Origin of the sequence: Halorussus halobius (genome assembly GCF_004765805.1) — an archaeon.
GTDB classification, from domain to species: domain Archaea; phylum Halobacteriota; class Halobacteria; order Halobacteriales; family Haladaptataceae; genus Halorussus; species Halorussus halobius.
In genome coordinates this window covers 120,652-142,787 of sequence record NZ_SBIU01000005.1, presented here as the reverse complement: position 1 = coordinate 142,787, position 22,136 = coordinate 120,652, and the positions used below count along the sequence as shown (strand labels likewise).

Annotated in this window: 26 protein-coding genes and 1 tRNA gene; 11 read left to right on the top strand and 16 right to left on the bottom strand. The window is 66.9% G+C overall.

Features of this window, described 5'->3' with window-relative positions; genetic code table 11:
* Positions 1-2: 2 nt before the first annotated feature.
* A complete protein-coding gene (locus EPL03_RS15010) occupies positions 3-1,244 on the bottom strand; it encodes a right-handed parallel beta-helix repeat-containing protein (RefSeq protein ID WP_135830152.1) in 1,242 nt (413 codons plus the stop codon).
* Between the two features lie 189 nt (positions 1,245-1,433).
* Between EPL03_RS15010 and EPL03_RS15005 the strand changes: the two genes are divergently transcribed.
* Positions 1,434-2,618 (top strand): type I restriction enzyme HsdR N-terminal domain-containing protein, encoded by a 1,185-nt coding sequence (locus tag EPL03_RS15005; protein ID WP_135830151.1) that lies wholly within the window; start codon positions 1,434-1,436, stop codon positions 2,616-2,618.
* 192 nt (positions 2,619-2,810) lie between these two features.
* Here the strand turns inward: EPL03_RS15005 and EPL03_RS15000 are convergent.
* Positions 2,811-2,895, bottom strand: a tRNA-Leu gene (locus EPL03_RS15000).
* Positions 2,896-2,986: 91 nt separating this feature from the next.
* Between EPL03_RS15000 and EPL03_RS14995 the strand changes: the two genes are divergently transcribed.
* Together EPL03_RS14995 and EPL03_RS14990 are read left to right on the top strand one after the other, a co-directional pair.
* Entirely contained in the window at positions 2,987-3,316 is a 330-nt protein-coding gene (locus EPL03_RS14995; RefSeq protein ID WP_135830150.1) for a cyclin family protein, read from the top strand.
* Positions 3,317-3,410: 94 nt separating this feature from the next.
* Entirely contained in the window at positions 3,411-3,716 is a 306-nt protein-coding gene (locus tag EPL03_RS14990) for a putative quinol monooxygenase (RefSeq protein WP_135830149.1), read from the top strand.
* Positions 3,717-3,723: 7 nt separating this feature from the next.
* Here the strand turns inward: EPL03_RS14990 and EPL03_RS14985 are convergent, their stop codons facing one another.
* The 5 genes from EPL03_RS14985 to EPL03_RS14965 all read right to left on the bottom strand — a co-directional run bounded on the left by EPL03_RS14985 (position 3,724) and on the right by EPL03_RS14965 (position 7,803).
* Positions 3,724-4,212 (bottom strand): phosphopantetheine adenylyltransferase, encoded by a 489-nt coding sequence (locus tag EPL03_RS14985; RefSeq protein WP_135830148.1) that lies wholly within the window; start codon positions 4,210-4,212, stop codon positions 3,724-3,726.
* Positions 4,213-4,263: 51 nt separating this feature from the next.
* Positions 4,264-4,776: a winged helix-turn-helix domain-containing protein gene (locus EPL03_RS14980; protein ID WP_244605290.1), complete on the bottom strand. Its 513-nt coding sequence runs from the start codon at positions 4,774-4,776 to the stop codon at positions 4,264-4,266.
* Between the two features lie 339 nt (positions 4,777-5,115).
* Positions 5,116-6,201 carry a glutamate--cysteine ligase gene (locus tag EPL03_RS14975; protein WP_135830146.1) on the bottom strand — a complete coding sequence of 362 codons (1,086 nt, stop codon included), beginning with the start codon at positions 6,199-6,201 and terminating at the stop codon, positions 5,116-5,118.
* Positions 6,202-6,289: 88 nt separating this feature from the next.
* Positions 6,290-6,925 carry a fibrillarin-like rRNA/tRNA 2'-O-methyltransferase gene (locus tag EPL03_RS14970; RefSeq protein WP_135830145.1) on the bottom strand — a complete coding sequence of 212 codons (636 nt, stop codon included), beginning with the start codon at positions 6,923-6,925 and terminating at the stop codon, positions 6,290-6,292.
* A complete protein-coding gene (locus EPL03_RS14965; protein WP_135830144.1) occupies positions 6,922-7,803 on the bottom strand; it encodes an NOP5/NOP56 family protein in 882 nt (293 codons plus the stop codon). The genes EPL03_RS14970 and EPL03_RS14965 overlap by 4 nt, the downstream gene beginning before the upstream one ends.
* Positions 7,804-8,483: 680 nt before the next feature.
* Here EPL03_RS14965 and EPL03_RS14960 point away from each other — a divergent pair.
* Positions 8,484-8,915, top strand: a complete 432-nt coding sequence (locus tag EPL03_RS14960; RefSeq protein ID WP_135830143.1) for a methylated-DNA--[protein]-cysteine S-methyltransferase — start codon at positions 8,484-8,486, stop codon at positions 8,913-8,915.
* A 222-nt stretch (positions 8,916-9,137) separates the two neighbouring features.
* Here the strand turns inward: EPL03_RS14960 and paaE are convergent, their stop codons facing one another.
* The 5 genes from paaE to paaA are packed head-to-tail and all read right to left on the bottom strand — an operon-like array spanning position 9,138 to position 11,964.
* A complete protein-coding gene (paaE, locus tag EPL03_RS20135; protein ID WP_303646407.1) occupies positions 9,138-9,305 on the bottom strand; it encodes a 1,2-phenylacetyl-CoA epoxidase subunit PaaE in 168 nt (55 codons plus the stop codon).
* A 2-nt stretch (positions 9,306-9,307) separates the two neighbouring features.
* Positions 9,308-9,826 carry a 1,2-phenylacetyl-CoA epoxidase subunit PaaD gene (paaD, locus tag EPL03_RS14955; protein ID WP_135830142.1) on the bottom strand — a complete coding sequence of 173 codons (519 nt, stop codon included), beginning with the start codon at positions 9,824-9,826 and terminating at the stop codon, positions 9,308-9,310.
* Entirely contained in the window at positions 9,819-10,691 is an 873-nt protein-coding gene (gene paaC / locus EPL03_RS14950; protein WP_135830141.1) for a 1,2-phenylacetyl-CoA epoxidase subunit PaaC, read from the bottom strand. Before paaC ends, paaD begins: the two co-directional genes overlap by 8 nt.
* On the bottom strand, positions 10,691-11,020 hold the full coding sequence (gene paaB / locus EPL03_RS14945) for a 1,2-phenylacetyl-CoA epoxidase subunit PaaB (RefSeq protein WP_135830140.1): 330 nt from the start codon (positions 11,018-11,020) through the stop codon (positions 10,691-10,693). The genes paaC and paaB overlap by 1 nt, the downstream gene beginning before the upstream one ends.
* A gap of 2 nt (positions 11,021-11,022) precedes the next feature.
* A complete protein-coding gene (gene paaA, locus EPL03_RS14940; protein ID WP_135830341.1) occupies positions 11,023-11,964 on the bottom strand; it encodes a 1,2-phenylacetyl-CoA epoxidase subunit PaaA in 942 nt (313 codons plus the stop codon).
* A gap of 477 nt (positions 11,965-12,441) precedes the next feature.
* Here paaA and EPL03_RS14935 point away from each other — a divergent pair, with 477 nt between their 5' ends.
* Together EPL03_RS14935 and EPL03_RS14930 are read left to right on the top strand one after the other, a co-directional pair.
* Complete coding sequence (locus tag EPL03_RS14935) at positions 12,442-13,080, top strand: helix-turn-helix domain-containing protein (RefSeq protein WP_135830139.1); 639 nt, start codon at positions 12,442-12,444, stop codon at positions 13,078-13,080.
* Positions 13,081-13,189: 109 nt separating this feature from the next.
* Positions 13,190-13,441 carry a hypothetical protein gene (locus tag EPL03_RS14930; RefSeq protein ID WP_135830138.1) on the top strand — a complete coding sequence of 84 codons (252 nt, stop codon included), beginning with the start codon at positions 13,190-13,192 and terminating at the stop codon, positions 13,439-13,441.
* Between the two features lie 9 nt (positions 13,442-13,450).
* Here the strand turns inward: EPL03_RS14930 and EPL03_RS14925 are convergent, their stop codons facing one another.
* The gene (locus EPL03_RS14925) at positions 13,451-13,879 is read right to left on the bottom strand and encodes a PaaI family thioesterase (protein WP_135830137.1); all 429 of its coding nucleotides are present in this window, start codon (positions 13,877-13,879) and stop codon (positions 13,451-13,453) included.
* Between the two features lie 53 nt (positions 13,880-13,932).
* Positions 13,933-14,241 carry a hypothetical protein gene (locus EPL03_RS14920; RefSeq protein WP_135830136.1) on the bottom strand — a complete coding sequence of 103 codons (309 nt, stop codon included), beginning with the start codon at positions 14,239-14,241 and terminating at the stop codon, positions 13,933-13,935.
* 137 nt (positions 14,242-14,378) lie between these two features.
* Here EPL03_RS14920 and EPL03_RS14915 point away from each other — a divergent pair, with 137 nt between their 5' ends.
* Both EPL03_RS14915 and EPL03_RS14910 read left to right on the top strand, forming a co-directional pair.
* Positions 14,379-15,140 (top strand): enoyl-CoA hydratase/isomerase family protein, encoded by a 762-nt coding sequence (locus EPL03_RS14915; RefSeq protein WP_135830135.1) that lies wholly within the window; start codon positions 14,379-14,381, stop codon positions 15,138-15,140.
* A 93-nt stretch (positions 15,141-15,233) separates the two neighbouring features.
* Positions 15,234-15,572, top strand: a complete 339-nt coding sequence (locus EPL03_RS14910; RefSeq protein ID WP_135830134.1) for a hypothetical protein — start codon at positions 15,234-15,236, stop codon at positions 15,570-15,572.
* A gap of 185 nt (positions 15,573-15,757) precedes the next feature.
* Here EPL03_RS14910 and EPL03_RS14905 read toward each other — a convergent pair whose 3' ends face one another.
* Positions 15,758-16,639: an amidohydrolase family protein gene (locus EPL03_RS14905; RefSeq protein WP_135830133.1), complete on the bottom strand. Its 882-nt coding sequence runs from the start codon at positions 16,637-16,639 to the stop codon at positions 15,758-15,760.
* Between the two features lie 461 nt (positions 16,640-17,100).
* On the opposite strand from EPL03_RS14905, the gene EPL03_RS14900 reads away from it, so the two are divergent.
* Positions 17,101-17,988, top strand: coding sequence for a CPBP family intramembrane glutamic endopeptidase (locus EPL03_RS14900; protein ID WP_135830132.1), 888 nt, complete (start codon positions 17,101-17,103; stop codon positions 17,986-17,988).
* A gap of 571 nt (positions 17,989-18,559) precedes the next feature.
* On the opposite strand, the gene EPL03_RS14895 is transcribed toward EPL03_RS14900, so the two are convergent.
* A complete protein-coding gene (locus EPL03_RS14895) occupies positions 18,560-19,030 on the bottom strand; it encodes a MaoC/PaaZ C-terminal domain-containing protein (protein WP_135830131.1) in 471 nt (156 codons plus the stop codon).
* Positions 19,031-19,199: 169 nt separating this feature from the next.
* Here EPL03_RS14895 and EPL03_RS14890 point away from each other — a divergent pair, with 169 nt between their 5' ends.
* Both EPL03_RS14890 and EPL03_RS14885 read left to right on the top strand, forming a co-directional pair.
* Positions 19,200-20,270, top strand: coding sequence for a M20/M25/M40 family metallo-hydrolase (locus EPL03_RS14890; RefSeq protein ID WP_135830130.1), 1,071 nt, complete (start codon positions 19,200-19,202; stop codon positions 20,268-20,270).
* Between the two features lie 250 nt (positions 20,271-20,520).
* Entirely contained in the window at positions 20,521-21,849 is a 1,329-nt protein-coding gene (locus tag EPL03_RS14885) for a methyl-accepting chemotaxis protein (RefSeq protein WP_135830129.1), read from the top strand.
* Positions 21,850-22,136 lie beyond the last annotated feature (287 nt).

The window sequence follows — 22,136 nt, the reverse complement described above, 5'->3', positions numbered from 1 at the left end:
AGCTACCGACCCGCGGTGTGGCCGATGCCGGCGGCGTCCGCGTCGGCCCCCTCGCACTCGCCGGTCGCGTACGCGTACTCGTCGGCGTCCACGCCGACGAGGCGGTTGTCACAGAGGAGCCGCTGGGCCTCGGGGGTGGTGTCGTGAAACGCGAACGCGTCCCGGGAGACGCCCTGGAGACGGTTGGTGTAGACGTCGTTGTTCCGGGCCCAGTCGGCGGCGTCGGCCATCTCGGTCGGCGACCACGCGCCCAGCGAGATGCCGTACCGGCAGTCGCCGACGTCGTTGCCCCTGACCACGCAGTTGTTCCCGCCGAGGTCGACCGCGGGCACGTGGTTCTGGCCGCTGGTCTCGTTGCCGGAGTTGCGGTCGGTGCAGTACTCGACCGTGACGTTCTCCGAGCCGACGCGGACGGACGCGAACGTCGAGTGGTGATAGCCCGCGCTGTTGTCGACGTGGTGGATGCGGACGTCCCGAGTCCTGTCCAGCGAGTCCCACGGCTTGTACTCCTCGATGGTCGGCGGCGACGTCCCGACGTAGAAGACGTGCGAGGAGTGGGCCTCGTCGGGGTCGTCCATCTCCGGGTGGAAGCTCGCGCCGGCGGGGCCGACCACCTCGAAGTCGCCCAGCGAGGCGTTCCGCGTGCGCTCGATCTGGACCAGATTGCCGGCGGCGTTGCCGACCGCGTGGGGCTCGAACACCACGTCTTCGAGGTAATCGACGCCCTCGTCCTCGTAGCGCGGCCCCGGCGAGACGACGACGATGTCCGACGCCCACGCGCTCGCGTCGCTCCACTTGCGCTCGGGGTCGGCCAGCCCGTCGAAGGTCAGCCCCGTGACGTGGACGTGGCTGTGGATGATGCCCAGCAGCGTCGACCCGCCCTCGGCCGCCCGGACGACGGCGTCGGGCGGGCCGGTCAGCGTGATGGGGTCGCCGGGGTCGCCCCCGCCGGTCGTGTTGACGTTCGCGCGGTACTCGCCCGACTGCAGGCGAACCACGCTCCCCGGTTCGGCGACCGCGAGCGCGTGCTGGAGGTCCCGGAACGGGTTCGACTCGGTGCCCTCGCCGAACTCGCCGTCGTCCGGCCCGACCCAGATGACGTTCTCGGCCGACGCGTCCCCGGAGCGGCCGTCCGTCCCGCTCGACGACGCTCCTGCCGTCGTCGTACTGCCGTTGCCCGTCCCCTCCCCGGCGGTCAGCCGGAGGCACCCGGAGACCGAGCCGGCCGCGAGTGCAGAGATCATGGTACGCCGTCGCATCGCTCGTGGGGTTGCTAACGAGGTCAATTAGTTCTTCCCATAAAGGATTCGACGTGATACGTCGGACGAAAGCTTCGTCGGCGTTCGTGCTCGAACTCGGACCCCGAGATAGCGTGGTCGGGATTCCGCTCTTTCAGCATGATATATGTGTCCTGGTTTCTCAATATTTCCCTAATGGACCGAAACGGGGTTAACGAATACGTCAAGCGGTGTCAACAACTCATCGAGTCGTCACCGCAGATGGACGAGGAAAACACGAAAGTCAAACTCGTCCAACCGTTTCTCGAACTGCTGGGTTGGGATCTCTACTCGACCGAAGTTTCTTTGGAATACACCGTCCCAATGGCCTCCGGCAGTACCCATGTCGATTACGCACTACTCGTAGGGGACGCTCCCGTCGTATTTGTGGAGGTCAAACCCGTTCGCTCCACACTCACTGATGGAGAAGTCAAGCAGTTACAGAGTTACATGAGACAGGAACTCGACGTGGATTGGGGGATTCTAACCAATGGAAAATCGTTCGAAGTACTGACAAAGAGCCGCCATCAGAATAGCGGTGAGGAAGTATCCGTCGTTCAGTTCGATCTCGATGATCTCGCAGAGAATCCGGATATGCTGGAATTACTCTCTAAAGAGTCTATACGCTCGGGGAGGTCCGACGAGATAGCTGAGCAGGTTGCAGAGACGAATCAAGCTATTCAGCACCTTCAGGAGAACGAGGACAGCGTCACCGAGTCCGTCACCGAAGCGGTGGGAAATGAAATCGGGGAAGTCACGATTGACCTCGAAGAACAGTCCCGCGAGTTCGTTCAGAACCTCGTCTCGGTGCTCCGCGAACAGCGCCAGTTCGTCAGCGAGGATTCATCTAGAAAGGTAGAAGATGAGGAAAAAGCGGAAACAGATAATCCCCCCGATGAGATTGAACCCCTTAAGAACTGCGTAGTGGATAGGATTTCCCGGCAAGAAATTGAAGGTGATGCAAACGCTCGCGTAGCCGTCTTCCCAACCAAAGAGTCTGGGCTTCCGTTCCTTAAGGAGAACGAAGCGTGGGGATTCGTCCGCGTCGGAAGCGAGTTTGACTACGTAGCGATGTACGTCACCGGTGATGTTCGAGAGGTGAAATACTTCGCGAAGGTGAGCGATGTAGTTGAGCCCGACGAGGCGGAGTTGATGCGCGAACCGTTGGATTACAAAGACAGGGCGAAAATCGCTGATGGAAAGAAAGTGATCGAATTTGAGCCGGAATCACTCTACGAACTTGAAGACCCCGTCGCTTACGAGTCGAAGTACCCGCAAGGATTAAGATACACTACTCTCGGCGAGTTACGTAACGCGAAGACGACAGATGATATGCTCTGACTCGGTATCTGGCGTAGAGCATTTCAAGGAAGGCACCGCTCGTGGTACGGTGGAATAAAGCGTAATTCGCAGGACCGGATTCGAACCGGAGCCAGAGGTTCCTGCTCGCTCCGCTGTGCGGGCTGCCTCTGGCAGGGTTCAATCCGTCCTGCTCCGTCACTCGTTTCTCGCTTCGCTCGAAAACTCGGTCAGTGCGCGGGACCGGATTCGAACCGGCGGACCCCTACGGGATAGCGTCCTAAGCGCTACGCCGTTGGCCTGGCTTGGCAACCCGCGCGCACTCCCCAGTTCCGGCGAGGGCGACAAGAACCTGTCGCTCCCCGCGAGTTCCCGCGAGGTTTAAGCCGGCCCCGTCGCAAGGAATCGGCGTGTACCGAGCGCGCGACCACGTCGAGAACGAGCGCTGGCTGGCCGAGCTCCAGCAGGCGGCCGACCGACTGGAACTGGGCACCGCCGCGCGGTCGCGGGCGACCGACCTCTTCCTCTCGACCGTCTCGGAGTGGGACGACCCCAGCGACAGGGACGCCGACTCCCGGCAGGCGGTGGTCGCGGCCAGCCTCTACGCCGGCGCGCTCATCGAGAGCGACCAGCGCTCCCAGAGCGAGGTCGCCGAGGCCGCCGGCGTCGCTCGGCTGACCGTCCAGCAACGCTGGAAGGACCTGCTCGACGAGGCGGGGCTCGAACCGCCGACGTGGTAACGGGACGGTCGCGCCACCGACGACGGGCCGCCGGCCGGAACGTCTCGCCGGAGAACGTACGCTTACGTGGGTCCCGCACGACCGACGAGACGCCATGCTAGTCGTCCACGCGAGCTTCCCGATCGCCCCCGAGCGACGCGAGGAGGCCCTCGAACTCGTCGACGACCTCGTCGACCAGTCCCAGCAGGAGGACGGCACCATCGAGTACCGCGCGACGACAGACGTGCAGAACCCGAACGTCGTCCGCTTTCTCGAGCGCTACGAGGACGAAGCGGCGTTCGAGTCCCACACGCGGACTGACCACTTCCAGGAGTTCGATGCGGCGCTGGCCGAACTACTGGACGGCGAGCCCGAGATTCTCCGGTTCGAAGTCGACGACGCGACGGAACTCGACCACTGAGTCGGCCTCACTGCTCGGCGTCCCGGCCGTCGCGCTCGGGGGTCAGCCGGCCGTGCTCGTCTATCTCGCCCCGGACGATGCGGGTGCTCGAGATGATGTCGTCGTCCTCGGCCTCGACGTGGGGGACGACCGCGACTTCGAGCGGGTCGAGCCCGCGCTCGGCGCGAATCTCGTTGATGCGGTCGGCACCGTCCCTGGTCTCGGGCGAGACGACCAGTACGTCGAACCCCGGCTCGGTGGCGATGCCGGTCGGCTCGTGGAGCGTCCGGACCTCGAACTCGCGGTCGTGCTCGTCGGCGAGCCCCGCCAGTTCCTCGGCCAGGTCGGCCTTCCGCTCCGCGAACGGGCGGACGTACCGGTCCTCGTGGCGCGTCTTCGGCGCGAGGTCGTCGCTCGTCAGCCCGACCGTCACGTCGCCGAGTTCGAACGCGCGCTCGAACAGCGCGCGGTGGCCGTCGTGGACCGGGTCGAACGTCCCGCCCAGCGCAACCTCCATACCCCCGCGAATGGGTCCCCGTGGCTTAGTGGCTTCGGAATGGCGACCGCGTCACTCGTCGTCGTCGGTCGCGTCGCCGGCCCCCGATTCGACGTCCCCGGTTCGGTCGTCGTCGGTCGCTCCGTCGTCGGACCCGTCCTCGACTCGGATGCGAACCGGCTCGCTGTCCCCGTCGACCGTCTCGGTGTCGAGGTGGTCGTCGAGGTTGAACACCGTGTTGAGTTCGTCCTGAATCTGGCCGACGACGCCCGAGACCAGGTCGCTGGGCGCGATGGCGGTGTACTCGTAGGGGTTGTTGCCCGCGCCCTCGCTCTGGCGCTTGCGGCGCTCGACCGTCCCTTCCTCGTGGAGTTCGGCCAGCGACTCCCGGACCGTACTCGGGTACAGCCCGGTCCCCTCGGCGATCTCCTCGCTGGTGCTGTGGGGTTGCTGGCGGAGGTAGACGTAGATGCGGGCCCGAGTCTCGGTGTCGAGCACCCACGACAGCAGGTCCACGATGCCCTCGTCGAACTGGTCGACCGCCCTGTCGGCCTCCTCTTCGAGGCGCTCGCGGCCCGTGGCGATGCGCTCGCGGCCCGTCTGCTCGTCGGCCGCCGCCTCGCTCGCGACCTCCTCCTCGAACGCGACCGTCTCCTCGCCGGTCGCCTCGTCCTCGACGGTCACCTCCTCGGTGACGTCGCCCTCCTCGTCGACGTCCAGTTCCTCCTCGACCGTCGCGTCGTCGGCGACGTCGTCTATTTCGGCTTCCTCGACTGTGTCGTCCTCGACGCTGACGTCTTCTGGGTCGTCTGTGTTCTCCCCGGACATGTCCTCTCACCGAGGACAAAAGCCGCCGACGCGTAAAAACCTTGCTTACGGGCGGTCGCACCTCCGATTCGGGCCCGCGTTCGGCGTCGGGCGTCCTCACGCTCGGCCGCCGAGGACCAGCGACTCGAAGAGCGCCTCGACGTCCCCGGCCTCGCGGAGTCGGCGCTGTCGGGCCGCGCCGCTCTCGGAGTCGTACAGCTCTCGGATGCCCGAGACGCCGAGGCGGTCGCACTCGCGGTCGACCACCTCGCCGAGCCCGACCTCGCCGTCGCCGTCCCGGCCGATGAACGCCGCGTCGTGGCCGTACCGCATCGCGCGCCACTTGTTCTCGTCGAGCAGTTCCCGGCGGTGGCGGAAGCCCGATTCCCCGTCCTCGTACCTCGCGGCGAGGTCCTCAACCAGCGCGTGGACGTACTCCACGAACGCAAGCACCCGGTCGGGGTCGGCCTGCCCGTCGGGAGTCCGGACCTCGACCGTGCCGTGGCCGGTGTGGGGTCGGACGTCGTACCAGAGTTCGCCCCGGTCGTTGATGGACTCGGTCCGCAACATCGTCTCCTCGAACCGAGCGAAGTCGTCGTAGGAGTCGAAGTCGGTGGGCATCCCGGTGTTGGGCAGCGCCTCGAATATCCTCGCGCGGGCCGACTGGAGGCCGGTGTCGAAGCCGTTCCAGTACGGCGAGTTGGCAGACAGCGCGAGCATCACGGGCAGGTACCAGCGTATCTCGTTGGCGACCCAGACCGCCTTGTCGGCGTCGTCGACCCCGACGTGGACGTGGAGCCCGGCGGTGGTGTTGCGGTGTTGCGGGTACTGGATGCGGTCGAGTTGCGCGCGGTAGCGCTCCTTCTCGGCGTGTTCGAGTTCCCGCCACCTGGCTCCGGGGTGGAGCCCCGCGGCCGCGACGCGATACCCGCCGGCCTCGGCGTGGTCGACCAGCGCCGACCGGACCGCGAGCAACTGGTCGCGAGCGTCGGCGAGGTCGTCTATCTTCGGGGTCTGGGTCTCGATGACGCACTTGAACAGCTCGTGGTCGAGCCGTCCGTCGAGTATCTCGGGCGGGTCGCGCTCGTAGACGAGGGCGTCGGTGCCCGAGGTCGGGCGGCCCCGGTCGTCGACGACGTAGAACTCCTCCTCGACGCCAAGCGTCCCCATCTCCGCGAAGCTCTCGGCAGACCCGGAGTCCATTTTTCGGGGCTTCGGAAGCCGACGTATAAACAGTTCCGAACCCGGCGAGTCCGGGCGGTGGCCGGACCGGCGAGGAGCGAAGCCGGCTCTACCGTGGTCTGGCCACCACGCCGAGGTGGTCGTCGTGGTACGGCTCCAGCCGCGCGGTCCCCACCACCTCGTAGGCCTCCCTGAGGTCGGCGAGCGCGTCCTCGAACACGTCCTCGGGGTCGCGGGTCACGTCCTCGCTCCGGGCCTTGATGGCCGCGAGCAACCGGCCGTCGTCCGCGAGGAACCTGCGGTTCTCGACCGCGACCCGGGCCTGTCCGCGCGTCGCCACGTCCTGTACGAGTGCGTCGACGTCAGACTCCACGACGTGGGCGTACGTCTCGGGCTCGCGGGCGTCCTTCAGCAGCGGGACGAGGTTCGCCCGAGCCTCGGCGACGCCCACGAGGTCCCGGACCGGTCGGGGCGCGAACTCCACGGCGTAGGTCGGGCCGGCGAAGTCGGCGACGTGGCTGGCCGTCGTCCCGCTGGCCGCGCCGAGATACAGCACCGTCTCGCCGCCCGCCAGCCCGGTCGACAGTCCGGCCGCCATCATCGCGGCGAGCTTCGACCGGCCGGCGTCCCACAGCCGCCAGCCCTCGTCGGTGGGTTCGCCGTACACCGGCTGGCCGCGAGTCGCCAGTCGGGGGTCGCCGTCGAAGGAGCGGCGGTCGACGCCCTCGGGGAGCGGCTCGCTCATTCGCTCTCACCGCCCGCCCGCCCTCGGATGCGCTCGATTCGCTCGCGGAGTTCGGCGTCGAGTTCGGGCCGGCGCTCGCCCGAGTAGTGGTCGACCCGGGCGGCGATGGCGAGTTTGCCGGCGAGCGCACGCGCCGCCGACCCCCGCTCGTCCCGGTCAGTTCCCCGGACGTACTCGTGGGTGAAGATGGCCCCGTGTTTGGGCGAGGACGCCCGGCCCCGGAGGTGAGCGAACAGCGCGTCCTCCGCGCCCAGCACCTGCACGGTTCCGGCGGGTTTCTTCGCCAGCGGTTCGAGCCCGCCCGCCAGCGATATCAGCCGGGCCGCCAGCGCCGGGCCGGCCATCGACGCGAGGTTGGGCGCGACCTCGGGGGTCTCGCGCTCGATGAACGCCCGGAGCCGGTCGGCCTCGTCGGCGAGGCCGGCGGTCCGGCCCGCGAGCGCGACGAGTCGCTCGTCGGTCGGCGATTCGGGCTCGCGCTCGGCGAGTTCGCGGGCGTAGTCGACCCCGGTGCCGGCGTCGGGGTAGCGACTCCCGGCCCACTCGGCCACGCGCTCGGCCAACTCGTTGGCCTGCTCGGTCGCGTCGTCCATCGCCCGGACCGCGTGGACGAGTTGCTGGTCGTCGGCGCGCTCGCGCTCGCTGGCCGCCTCGCGGGCGGCCCTGACGGCGGCGTCGTGGAGCGTCGCGTAGTAGTCGGCCTCGTCGTCGGCGAAGCCCGATTCGACTGCTCGTCCGGGCCAGTCGTCGGGCGCGTCGGCCCGCCCCGCGCGAATCCGGGCCGCGCCGGCCGCCGGGTCGTCCCGGTCGACCCCCTCGAACCAGCCGCCAGCACCCTCGGCCGACGCGTCGGCCGGCCGGGTTCCGTCGTCGGTCATACCCGGTGGTTGCGCGCCATCGCGTTTAAACCTACGTCACTGGCGTCGGCGAGCGAACGCGACGAACGTTCCGGCGTTCGCTATTGACCCTTTCCGACGTGGCGTGCTGATGGTAACTGCTGATGGTAACGTTCCAAGTTGGCGCGTGCTGGCGCGACCCGAAAGTGGTCGCGCCAAAACGCGCGAGGGACGACCGAACGCAGTGAGGGAGGAGGCTGGGGAGGCGTGAGGCTCTCGCGATGCGGTGGCGGTGCGGATGCGGTGGCGGTGCAGTGGCGGTGCGGATGCGGTCGCGGTGCAGTGGCGGTGCGGATGCGGTCGCGGTGCTGGGCGGTCGCGGTGCAGTGCCGTGCAGGTGCTGTGCGGTCTCTCATCGGTCGAGGCAGCAGCTAGCTCGGACTCCGCACGACGAACCATGACGGTAACGAGAAGCTAGCTCGGACCCCTACGACGAACGATGACGATAGCGAGAAGCTAGCTGCTGCCGATACAAATGAGAACCGCGACCGCACAGCACTGCGACTGCATCCGCACCGCGACCGCCCAGCACCGCGACCACCCAGCACCGCGACCGCATCCGTACCACGACCGCCCAGCACCGCAACCACACGCCTCCCTAGAGTCGAAACCGCCAAGCCCCCGCAGCCCGTCGTCAGACCGATGAACGTTGAGGCAGACGGATGAACGTCGACGTGTTCGGCCGACCGATGGAACTCGACGCGGCGCGAATCGACGCCTCCGAGGACGACATTCGCGGCCAAATCGCCGAGTACGCGGCGGGCCAGCGCCGGGCGTTCGACCTCGCGGTCGACTGTCCGGAGGGGTTCACCGGCGACGTGATGGCCGCGATGCGCGACATTCCCTACGGCGAGACCCGGACGTACGGCGACCTCGCGGCCGCGCTCGACACCGCGCCGGTGGCGGTCGGGAGCGCGTGCGGGACGAATCCGGTGCCGCTGGTCGTCCCCTGTCACCGGGTCGTGGGGCGCGACTCGCTGGGCGGTTACTCGGCCGGCGACGGGACCGCGCTGAAAGAGCGACTGCTCGCGCTGGAGGGCGCACCGCGCGTCGAGGACGATTCGGGGCGTCGGCGAGAACAGTCCACTTCGTGACCTGTCCGCGTTCGGCCACAATTCCTAAGCTGGTACTGTGAGACGGACGAAACGCCGTCGCGTCGGTTGCGCCGTGGCTGCCGTGACCACGCCGCCCGGCCCCGCTGGCGTCGAGGCGCTGGCCGCGACTCGGCGCAGTCGGGTTACCCTCCGTTTCGACGCTCGCCCGAGCCACTGGTGGGACTCGGACCGCGCGAGCGAAAGCGAGCCGAAACGACCGGCTCACTCGAACTTCTCGAACGGTTGTTCGCACGCGTTGCAAAAGTGCATCGACCGGCACAGCGACGGCCCCTTCGGGTGTTCGCGCTCGGTGTCGGTCGACCCGCAGTAGGGGCACTCCGCGCCCTCGGTCTCGCCGGTCGTGTCCACGCTGGGGTCGAGTCCTCGCATGGTCACACGCTCAGTCCGAACTCGCGCAGGTCGTCTTTTCCGTCGTCGGTCACCATCTCGATGGACCACTCCGGGCTCCAGACCAGTCGGAGGTCGACCGACTCGACGCCCGCGACGCCGACGACCGCTTGCTCGACCTCGTCGGTCAGCATGTTCCGGGCGGGACAGCCGGTGTAGGTCAGGGTCATCCGGACCTCGGCGTGGACGCCCTCGTCGACCCGCTCGGTCACGTCGACGCCGTATATCAGCCCAAGGTCCACGATGGAGACGGGCATCTCGGGGTCCTCGACCCCGTAGAGGGCGTCCCACACCTCGGCTTCGACGCCGGTCGCGCCCTCGCCGGTCGCCGGCAGGTCCTCGGGGTCCGCGCCGCCCGCGGCGTAGTCGGTGTACGCGCAGGCCGTAGGCTCGGCCCCGACCCCGGCGGGGTCCTCACAGACCGCGGGGTCCGGGTCGCTCGCGTCGAGGTCGGCGTCGACGTCGTACTCCGCGACGTCGAACTCCTCGGGGTCGCTACTCATCGGCCTCGTCCGGGTCGGGCATAATCTGGTGGGCCTCGTCGCGGCCCAACTCCCGGTACGTGTGGGTCATCTCCTCGTGGAGCGCGGGCCAGTCGTCGGTGTGGTCGCCGTCCCGACCCACGTGGTCGGGCAGGAACGACTCGGGGTCCTCGCGGATGCCCTCGGGCGTGTCGAGGCCCAGCGACCGGAGGAACGGCAACACGGTGTCGAACCACTGCTCGCGCATCTCGTCGAGCGAGTCGGTCCGGACGCCGAGGTCGTCGATGCGCGCTTCGATTTCGTCGTCGACCGGCTCCCAGAGGGTCAGCGCGGCCGGGAGCAGTCGGTCGACCGCGTCCTGTAGCCGCGACAGGCTCTCCTCGTCGGCGGCCAGTCGCTCCAGCCAGTTGCGGGCGTGTTCGCGGTGGTAGTCCTCCTCGCTGACGACCTTGCCCACGCGGTCGGCGATGCGGGGGTAGGCGGTGTCGGCCAGCGCCTCCAGTCGGAGCGCCTCGGCCTCGTCGTAGAGGTACGTCCGCACGACGGCGTCTGCCCAGTCGCCGTCCTCGAACGGTCGTTCCACGAGCGCGGCGTGGCGGAAGTCGCCGGGGTCGCGCTCGAAGATGAGGTCGGCCTCGGTCGCGCCGAAGTCCTCCAGCAGGTCGTACCAGAGGCGGGCGTGGCCGAGTTCGTCCTGCGCGATGTTGGCGAGCGCGAGGTCGGATTCGAGCGTTGGCGACCGGACCTGCCACTCGGTGTAGCGCTCGGCGGCGACGAGTTCGTCGTCGGCGAGCCGGGAGAGCAGGGCCTCGACCGCCTCGCGCTCCTCGTCGCGCAGGTCGGCGGGCGCGCCGAGACCGGACCGCTCGGCTTCCTCTGCGGCCATCAGTCGTCACCTCCCGCGCGCTTGGCGCGGTCGGCGTCCTCCTGCTCGCTCTGGGACTCGGCGACCTCCTCGGCGTACGCCGCGTCGAGGTCCTTGTACCCCATCACCCACCGGTAGGACTTGTCGGTCGTGCCGCCGAACTCGGCCTCCTCGGCGTCGACCTCGCCGATTTCCTCTTTCGGAGCGACCCAGAGGCTGTTGGTCGGCTTCCGACGACCGTGCTGAATCTGGGCGAACAGCTTCGCCATCTCGCGGTCGGGCGCGTGGACGTTGCCACAGTGGGTGTGATACTCCCCGGACTCCTCCTGTCGGAACACTTCCCAAATCATGGTTAGTCGGCCGCCTGCGGGGCGGCGTTGTTGGCTCCCGCTTCCCAGTCGTCGAGCGATTCGCGGACCCACTCGACCGCCTCCTGGGTGCGGCTGCGCTTGCCGATCTGTTCGTGGCTACCCTCCGAGTCGTTCTTGGCGATGGTGAAGAACTCCTCCCAGTCGAGGTCGTCCTCGACGACCTCGTAGGTGCCGTCGCCGTTGTCCCGGATGCGGGGCTCGTCGGGGATTTCGAGGCCGTACTTCTCGGCCTTCGGCACGTAGGCGTTGAGGAAGGCGTTGCGGAGTTCGTCGTTGGTCATCGTCTTCAGCCCCACGTCGGCCGAGAAGTCGTGGTGGGTCGACTTGTCGTCGGTCGGGCCGAAGAACTGGATGATGCGGGGCCACCACTCGTCGAAGGCGTCCTGCAGCATCTCCTGTTCTTTCTTCGAGCCGGTCGCCAACTCGCGCATGATGTCCTCGCCGTGCTTGACGTGGAACCCCTCCTCGAAGCACACCTTGTCCATCGCGTGAGCGTACGGCTCCCAGCTCGTGCGCTTGAGCGTGGCCTGCCGGCGCATGGCCGCGCCGTCCACGAAGAAGGCTATCATCGGCACCTCCGCCCACGAGTCCATCGGGTAGTGGAAGCAGTTGAGGAACTTCCCCTCCCCGTCGGCCAACTCGTCGAGCATCTCGTCGCGGGTCTTGATTCCCAGCGACTCGGCCGCCCGGTAGAGCAGTTGGCCGTGGCCGATTTCGTCCTGCACCTTCGCCGAGAAGGCCAGCTTCCGGTCGAGGCTCGGAGCCTGCCGGATGAACGGGCGTTCGAGGTACGCCCCCATTATCTCGCTGTTGGCGTGGAACTGAATCATCCGGGTGGCGGCCTTCCGGTACTCCTCCGGGAGGTCGTCCTTCGGACTGAATTCGCGCGGTCCGGCGCGCTCTTTGACCTCGTCGATGTCCATGTGGGCGAGTTCGGTCCCGACTGGCATACCAATTGACCCGCCTATAGACTGCTTTTATATGTATCGCGCGCAAACGACCGTTATGAATCCGAGCCGAAACGCTCCGCTGAACCCGCGTCGCTCAGCTACACGGACCACGCCGGGCGGGACTGAAAGGGGCCGGGCGCTCGGGGACGGCGGCCGATGCAAGCACCGCAGCGAAGCGAGGAGCGCAGCGAGGCCCCCGACCCGAGCGCCCGGGGGCTTTCGAGGCGTCGTTCTCTCCAGTTGTGGCTGTCGTGATAAAGCCAACAACGACGGAGAACGAGCGGGCGGGGGCTTTCGAGTCGTCGTTCTCTCCAGTTGTGGCTGTCGTGATAAAGCCAACAACGACGGAGAACGAGCGGGCGGGGGCTTTCGAGTCGTCGTTCTCCCCGAGTCCACCGCACGCTTCCACGCCACGCACGACGTAGCAGGACCGATTGGAGGTGTGGCGTATTGATAGACGAGTGTCTCGTCGTCGAGTTCAGCGTCACGGGCGACGACTGCCCACTCGCGGACGCCTCGCGCGAGACCGACGCCGCCGTCGAGGCGCGACCGCCACAGCTCCGGACCGACGACAACGCCCTGCTCCGATTCTCCGCGACCGAGGGGGCCGACGACCTCGCCCGCGTTCTCGACGCCGACGAGCGCATCCGGTATCTCCACGCCTCGCGGACCGACAGCCGGACCAACTTCCGGTGCCTGTCGAAACACCCCTGCGTGGTCCACCGGCTCACCGACGAGGGATTCATGGCCGAGAGCCTGCAGTACCGCGCGGGGACCGAGCGCTACACCGGCGCGGTCGTCGGCCACGACGTGCTACAGGGCGTGCTGGCGGCCGCCGCCGACACGGTGGGCGTCTCGCTCGAACGCGTCTTCCCGCTCGGGAGCGAGGACGACGAGGCGGTCGCCAAGCGGTGGGACCTCACGCCCGCACAGGAGGCCGCGCTTCGGGTCGCGCTGGAGCTGGGTTACTTCTCGGTTCCGCGGGAATCGACCGCGAGCGAGGTGGCGGCGGAACTCGGCATCAGCAAGTCGGCGTTTCTGGAGCGCCTGCGTCGGGGGCAGGCCACGCTGTTCGCGCAGGTGCTGTGAGGGCCGCCCGTACCGCCGGCCGAACCACACTCCCCGCGCCGCCGGTCGACCGAGCCGCGCCGCCGGCCGAACCGCATCGCATTTGGGACCGGGCCGAATCGGGTGCGGTATGACCGACGCCGACGACGCCACCGCCGACCCTGAGGGCGTCACGAGCGCGGCCGACGACGCCACCGCCGACTCCGTGGCGTCTGACCCCGAAATCGCCAGACAGCTCTCGAACATTCACCGGACGCTCGAACTTATCGCCCTCCTGTTGGCGGTCCTGCTCGCTGGCTCCGGCGGCGTCGGGACCGTCGCCGGCGCGTGCGCAGTCGTCCTGCTGGTGGGCAACGCCATCGGGCGGGCCGTCGTCGGCTGACGGGGTTCGCTATCCCGTCTTGTACACGCCGCGCGCGTCGGCGACTTGCGCTCCGACGGTTTCACCGTCTCCATGAGACCCCTCCGGGGCCTCTCCGTCGTCGACCGAATAGACCGCCACGTCCACCACGCCCACGTCGCTCCCACACCGGACGACGTCGGCCTCCGCGCGGAGGTCGCCGGTCCCGGCTTCGAGGTAGTCGATTCGCATGTCGATGGTCGGCACGGGCTGGTCGACCAGCGACACCAGCGCCGCGCCGCCCACGGTGTCCGCGAGGGTGAAGGTGACCCCGCCGTGGGCCATCATGCGGTCGGCGTTCCACGACAGGTCCTCGCGCATCTCGACGCGGCCCTCGGCGTGGCCGTCCTCGACTTCGGTCACTTCGACCCCGAGCAGGTCGGCGAACGGCATCTCCTCGAAGAAGTTCTCGACGTCCATGGGACGAGTTGTTCTTGCGAACGGCTTAAGCGTGATTCTTCGAGGCGCAGCGCTCACTCGACGCTGAAATTGACGCGGGCACGGCCGCCGAGTATCTCCTCGACCACCGCGCGCTCGCCGTCGACCGTAACGAAGTCACCGGGAGTCGGCGACGGCCGGTCGATGTCGTCGACCGAGCAGGTGTCGACGTTCGCGTCGTCGTGGGTCGCTCGGACGCCAGTGTTGACGCGGGCGCGGCCGCCCACTATCGTCTCGACGACGGCGGGTTCGCCGTCTATCTCGACGTAGTCGCCCGGACTCGGGTCGTCCAGCGCGAACTCGTCGAGCGAGCAAGTTCGTGTCGAATCCCCGTCCGAAGCCATGTCGGTTCGTACGTCCCGAGCGAATCCACTTAGTTCTGTATCCGTGGCGGTTCGGGGTACGCGACGGCCGGTTCCGTACAGCATCGACACGGCACGAGTCAGCTATCGTTATCCGACTGGCCCGAGACCGTATGCGCATGGACGTCACCGACGACGACGGCGTACGCACCGTCACCTTCGACCGCCCCGAGGCAATGAACGCCTTCACGCCCGAGATCGCCGGGGAACTGGCCGACGTGTTCGCCGACGCCCACCCGGACGACCACGACGCCGTGGTCCTGACCGGCGAGGGCGAGGCGTTCAGTGCGGGCGGGGACATCGAGTCGATGGCCGACCGCGAGGAGACCCCCGAGGAGGCCTACGAGCGCGTGACCGAGACCTTCGGCCGAGTGGTCGAGGAGGCCCTCTCGACGCGGGTGCCCATCGTCGCGAAGGTGAACGGCGACGCGGTGGGTGCGGGGCTGGCGGTCGCGGCGGTGTCTGACTTCGCCATCGCGGCCGAGTCGGCGACCTTCAGTTGCGCGTTCGTCCGCGTGGGGCTGATTCCCGACACCGGGGGAAGCTTCCTGTTGCCCCGGCTGGTCGGGCTCCGGACCGCCAAGCGACTCGCATTCACGGGCGAGTTCTTCGGCGCGCGCGAGGCCGCCGAGATGGGACTGGTGAACGAGGCGGTCCCCGACGACGACCTCGATTCGACGGTCGCGGACCTGCTCGAGACGCTGGGCGAGCGCCCGACGCGGACCATCGGTCTCGCCAAGCGCGCGATTCACGAGAATCTGGGGAGCGGCTGGCGCGAGGCCCAGGACTACGAGAATATGGTCCAGTCCCAAGCGTACGCCACGCCCGAACACGAGGAGGGCGTCGCGGCGTTTCTGGAGGGCCGGGAGCCGGAGTTCTGAATCGGGTCGCGGTGGCCGTGAGACGGACGGTCGACCTCTTCGCGTCGGCGGTCGACGACGCAATTGAAATACTCGCGACGAGTAGTCCGACGCGTGCCCGACCACGATCCGACGGACGACTTCGACGAGGCTCCGACCATCGCGTGCAGCCGGTGCGGCCGGGAGTGGGACCTCGACGAGGAACTCGCGGACCTCGGCGCGGGCAACCACGCGGTCGAGCAGTTCGCGCTGGACCACCGCCGGCACACGGGGCACTTCCCGGACAGCGTTTCGACGTGGCGCGCGACGTGTCGGAACTGCCCGGAGGAGACCGAACACCTCTCGCGGGACGGCGCGACCCGGTGGGCCGAGACCCACGCGCGACACACCCGCCATCGAATCGAACTTCACCACGCCCGCGACCAGGGGACGACCGTCGTCGACCCGGAGTAGCGAGGCCGTTCACCTCGACTGAGACAGACAATTTGTAATATCTACTGGAGGGAAAATTGCCGGAAGTGAAGACAGTATGTTGCAGTTCGGCGTGACGCGGCTGTGCACGTGCGAGGAGTTCTCGTTCGTCCCGTGGTGAGACGGGCCGGCGGTCGAATCGCTCGCGAACGACCTCCGACGGCCGGCTACAGGTCGAGGAACTGTTCGGCGTTCTCCCAGAGTATCTTGCGCTGGACCTCGGGTGGGAACTCCAGCTCGGCGAACTGCTCGAGCCACGGGCCGGGTTCTATCATGGGGTAGTCCGTACCGAACATCACCTTGTCCTGCAGCAGCGTCTTCGCGTAGTGGAGCACCTGGTCGTCGATGTACCGGGGCATCCACCCCGAGAGGTCCATGTAGACGTTGCCCTTCTGCTGGCAGATGGCGAGTTGCTCTTTCTCCCACGGGAACGCCGGGTGGGCGAGCAGAATCTGGAGGTCGGGATGCTCCGCCGCGACGTCGTCTATCAGCATCGGATTGCCGTGCTTGACCTTCAGCCCCCGGCCGCCGGGCGCGCCCGCGCCCAGAGTCGAGTTACCGCCGTGGAACACGACCGGGACGTCGAGGTCCTCGATGGTCGCCCAGAGGTCGTCGTGGGCGGGGTCGCTCGGGTCGAACCCCTGTGCTATCTGCTGGAACTTGAACCCCGAGAGGTCGAGGTCCTTCACCGCGCGCTCGGCCTCCGCGACGCAGTCGTCCTTGAGCGGGTCGACGCTGGCGAACCCGACGAAGAAGTCGTCGTACTCGTCGCGGACCTCGGCCACGTAGTCGTTCGGGACGGGCGGGTTGCCGGTGTTGGTCTCTGCGTCCCACCCGAGCAGGACGGTCCGGCCGATGCCGGCCTCGTGGTACTCCTCGATGAGGTTGTCGTAGGTGTCGGTCTCGATGCTCGCGCCGAACTTCTCGGCGGCGTCCTCCATCATCAGCCCGCCCGCGTCGTGGAGGAACTCCTCGGTGGGCTGGTGGCAGTGGGTGTCGATGATGGGGTACTCGTCGGGGTGGTCGTCGACGACGTCGAGCGTGGGCATGCGCCGGTCTTCGTGGAGTGTCGTGAAAAATCGTGCGAAGAGGCGTCAGAGTCGGAAGAACGGAGGGCGCCTGTGAGTTCGCGGGTCGTTCTCGCGATACAGGGGCTGGTGGTCGCGGTGACGGGCGGTTACCAGGAGATAATAGCACGATTCCGTTATTCAGGCTTGAACGTGAAACGGCTGTTACGTTTGGGTGAACGGGCTAACGCCGGCGCGCCGTGTTCGCTCTCCTGAATAGCAAGAGAGCAGTACACCGCTTAGAGGACCAACTCAGCGACTGTACAGTATTCAACTCCGGCCGGATTTGGTTAACGAACTGGGCGGATGAACCGGACACTCACAGTGGGGACTCTTCCGAATAGGGCTGTTTTCACCTCCTCCGGTGCTACCTCCCGCTCGGACTTTCGGAAGACTACCCCAAATATAAAAGCCTATTACGAGAGTAATTCCACTTTCCGGACATGTACACGGGTAGGCAGGTTGGAGATATAGTGCCCTCTGAAAACGCCTCCTTGCTCTCCCTCGTCGCATGGGGAGTGCTGTTTTTGACGACCGGTCCGCTAATACTGACGGCGACTTTCGGGGGAACTCGCCCTTCGTGGGTTATTCCCGCACAGTTCGCCACTGCCGTCTGCTTCCTGCTGTTGACGACAATGGAACGCTTTCGACCGCTGCAGTCCTTCGCTCTCGCAGTTCTTGCTGCCATTTGTACGTTCCAAGTCCGACTGTCGTGGGTGTCCATAATCGGGCTCACAGTGCCGTCCGGGATATGGTCACAACTCGCCACGAACCTCCTTCAGCACGCGTTTGTCCTCGGACTGATAGTTATACTGCTTCTTACAGGAAAGACTCGGGAACGGCTATTTCTCCGCTTGGGAGACCCGGCGTCCACTGTCAGTCGGTCGGTTATTCCTGGACTCCGGCGTGACCGCAAGTGGTGGGAGGCCGCTCTCTTGTGGGGCGGTATTCCTGGAGCCCTGTTGTTCGTTTTCTCTGCGGCCACAGGGCAGTACTCCCTTCCAGGAGGGATTCAAGAATTCGGATATCTGCTTATACTTGTTTCACTCGCTGTGATAGTGAATGCATTTAACGAGGAGGTCATCTTTCGTGCAGCACCGCTTGCTGACCTCGTCGAGGCAATTGGCAAAACCCAAGCTCTTCTTCTATTAGGTGCATACTTCGGGCTGTTTCACTACTTCGGCTCACCGGGTGGTGTCGTCGGCGTCCTGATGACGGGATTTTATGCGTGGATACTGGCGAAATGTATCTTTGAGACTCGGGGGCTGCTGATAGCATTGGTCATACACTTCACTGCGGACTTTCTCATCTACTGGACGTACATATCCTGATCTTGCGTTCGCACTCTCCGCATGAGGCTCGCAACGGAACGTAGCCACCTCGGCCGCTGGAAACCTGCTTCTCCATCGAACGCGACTCAAACTTTGCCCGGCCACGAGACGCACACTCTGAACGCGTACCAACTACTATTACTCACATGTTCCGGCGCTACCGAGCCAGACGGGGCTATCTCTACACCTGATGACACTACCACGACGCTATCGTCTGCCGAAACCGACGAAACCACCGCACAGCAGCCCAATCGCCGTCCGCGAATCGGGCGATGACAACCAGTCTCGTTCACCGCGCCAACGACCGACATGCGTGAGAATTCACCCCATGAGGCCGTCTATCGGAGAATTTTCATATACCCCCGGGACGAAATGTACGAATACAGATGTACGTAGCGAGCCAAATCCGAACCGGACGCACAGCAGCCGACGTGAAAAACGACCCCTCGAAGCGACGCCGGACGCAGTTCGCGTTCCTGTAAGCGAGGCGCTCGCCTCGCTCCGATTGGGGCCGGACCGACTTCCCGATTTTCCCGGAGAAGAAGCACCCAGGTAGCCGGCGGCGACGGCGCTACTCGTCGGCGTCCGCCTTCTTGATGAGGAACTTCATGTCCCCTTCGAACACCACGTCGTCTTCCTGATTGGTCATCGTGGTGTCGATGACGACCAGTCCGGCGTCGTCCCGACTGGATATCTCGGTCGTCTCGGTGACCGTCATGTCCAGCGAGATGGTGTCGTCCATGTACACCGGGTTCGGGATGTCCATGTAGTTCATCCCGAGGAACGCCAGCACCGTCCGCTCCAGGATGCCCGTGCGATAGACGAACCCGGTCGCCAGCGTGAACGTCATCGGACCGTGTGCCACGCGCTCGCCGAAGTGTTCGTCCTCGGCGTACTCCTTGTTGGTGTGGAGTTCGGTCCAGTCGCCCGCGAACGCCGAGTGCTGGACGAAATCGTACTCGGTGACCGTCCGGCCGACGCTCTCGAAGGTCTGTCCCTCCTCGAAGTCCTCGAAGTGGTGGGGTCGGTAGCTGTAGGGCACGCGAGGCAGTTCTCCCGTGAGCGATAAAATTCTATGGAATCCTCCGGACGCGGGCCGTCCCGACCGCCGCGGGCGACTCGGCCGACGCGTCCCCGACCGACGAATCGTGATAGCCATCCGACGGTTCGGGTTCCGTGACGTTCTTTACCACGCGCTCGCTCGTCACGATATGGACCAGACGCGCCGCGACTTCCTGGACCGACTGCTGACGACGCCGAGCCCGTCCGGATTCGAGACCGACGTCCAGCGCCACTGGGTCGAGTACGTCTCCGAGTTCGCCGACGAAGTACGGACCGACGAGTACGGCAACGCCGTGGCGCGGGTCGACGGGGGCGACGACGCCCCCGCGCTCGCGTTCACGGGCCACGCCGACGAGATCGGCCTGATGGTCAACAGCGTCGACGAGAACGGGTTCGTCCACCCCTCGCGGGTCGGCGGCTCGGACCGCACGGTCACGAAGGGCCAGCACGTCGACGTGCACACCGACGAGGGCGTGGTTCCGGGCGTGGTCGGCCAGACCGCCATCCACCTGCGGGACACGGCCGAGGACGAAATCGAGGACGTGACCGAACAGCACGTCGACGTGGGAGCCGACAGCGAGGCGGAGGCCCGCGACCTGGTGGACGTTGGCGATCCAATCACCTTCGAGACGCCGGTCCGCGAACTCGCGGGCACCCGGATGGCCGCCCGCGGGATGGACAACCGCGTGGGCATCTGGGTCGCGGCCGAGGCGGCCCGACGCGCGGCCGAGCGCGACGCCGACGCGACCGTCTACGCGGTCAGCACCGTCCAGGAGGAACTCGGCAAGCAGGGCGCGAAGATGGTCGGGTTCGACCTGCCGGTCGACGCCGCGCTCGCCGTGGACGTGACCCACGCGGTCGACTCCCCGGACCTCAACGACGAGACGAACCAGCACGGCGAGGTCGACCTCGGCGCTGGCCCCGTGGTCGCGCGCGGTTCCTCGAACCACCCCGAGGTGGTCCGCGCGGTCCGCGAGGCCGCCGAGGAAGCCGACCTGCCGGTCCAGTTGCAGGCCTCGGGGCGCTCGACCGGCACCGACGCCGACGCGTTCTACACCGCCCAGGGCGGCATCCCGTCGCTGAACGTCGGCATTCCGAACCGCTACATGCACACGCCCGCCGAGGTCGTCGACGTCGAGGACCTCGACGCGGCGGCCGACCTGCTCGCGGCGTTCGCGGCCCGGTCGGCGGGCCGCGACGACTTCGCCGTGGACGTGTAGCCGCGACCGACCGCAGATTTCGCCCGGTCGTCGCTCGTCGACCGCGGACGGGGGTCGAACGGCCCAACTATCAGTCGTTGAAATCACACCAACAAATTTACGTGTGAGTGATTAGCAAGCCATCGTAGGACCCGAAATCCGTCGGTCGGTTCCACCGCCCCCAGCGCGGGCGCTCGACGCTCCGCGCGGAATCGACGACGGCTCGGACCGAGCGGGAACCACGATCGAATCGAGACACCGAACTACACAGATGGCCACGGAGAACACCCACCGAAGCATCGAACCGGAGACCGACGCGGAGCCGGGCGAGTTCTGGCGTCTCGCCTTCGAGCAGTTGATAGCCCAGCTCCCGAATCCCGCGTTCGTCGTCGACGACGCCGGCCACATCACGCGCTGGAACGCCGGCGCGGAGGAGTTGACGGGGTACGACGCCGACGACGCGGTCGGCCGCCACGCCTACGAACTGTTCGGGACCGACGGGCAGGACGAGACGCTCGCCGAGTCGGTCGTCCGGACGGGCGAACCCGTCCGCGAGGAGAACGTTCGCTCGGCGGAGTCGGCCGACGGCGAGACGTTCCACGGGCGCGCGCTCGGCGTACCGATAACCGCTCCGGGCGGGGCGGTCGTCGGGGCGGTCGAGATCATCACCCGGCTCACCGAACTCGTCGAACAGCGCCGGCGGATGCGGGACCTCCAGGAGCAGATGACCGACGAGGTCGACGCCGCCGTGGGCGAGCTCCACGAATCGACCGCCGACGTCTCCGCGGACTCCCAGCGGGTCACCGACCTCGCCCGCGAACAGGAGGACAACCTCCGGGAAGTGCAGTCGGAGGTGTCGTCGCTAAGCGCCACGGTCGAGGAGATCGCGTCGAGCGCCAGCGAGGTCAGCGACCAGAGCGCCGAGGCCAAGTCCTCCGCCGAGGCCTCGGTCGAGAACGCCGAGCGAACGCTCGACACCATCGACACCGTCGCCACGGACTCCGACTCGGTCGTCGACGACGCCCGGAGCCTCCAGGACCGCGTCGACGACATCGGCGAGGTGGTGAACGTAATCGACGACATCGCCGACCAGACCAACCTGCTGGCGTTGAACGCCAACATCGAAGCGGCCCGGGCTGACGGCGACGGCTCCGGGTTCACCGTGGTCGCCAACGAGATAAAGGAACTCGCCGAGCGCTCGAAGGAGCGCGCCGACGAGATAGAGGCCATCGTCGAGGAGGTCGAGGAGACCACCCACGACACGGTCGAGAAGATAGAGGCCAACAACCGCCGACTCGACGAGGTCACCGACGACGTCCAGTCGGTGGTCGAGAACCAGCAGGCCATCGTGGCGGCCGTCCAGCAGACCGACGCGGGCGTGACCCAGATCGCCGACACCACCGAGGAGCAGGCCGCCAGCACCGAGGAGATAGCGAGCATGACCGACACGGTGGTCGCGCGGGCCGAGGAGGTGTCGTCGGCGGTCGCGGACATCGCGTCCGCCAACGAGGAGCAGGCGACGAGGGTTCGGAACATCGCCGAGAGCATCGAGTCGCTCGAGGCGTCCATCGAGGACCTGATGGCCCAGTCGGAGTCGTAGCGCCCGGTCCGAGCGTACCGCTCCGCGAGCGCGGGACGTCCGACGCTCGAAGAGCGAACGAGCAGCGAAAGCGCCGAGCGGGGACCCCGGCTCGGGGCGGGCGAACGGGTATCGGAGACGGCTCGTCTCGGACACCACAGAAGGGGAAGTACGGGCTTCGAGGCGCACTTCCAGCTACGACCCACGGGGACGAGTATTCATCGCCCGAGACCGTTTCGCGTCGCGTAACGCTCCCGGGTCCGTTTCAGGTGGTGAAACATCGGGGCCGCGACGTCGGGTCGAGTCCC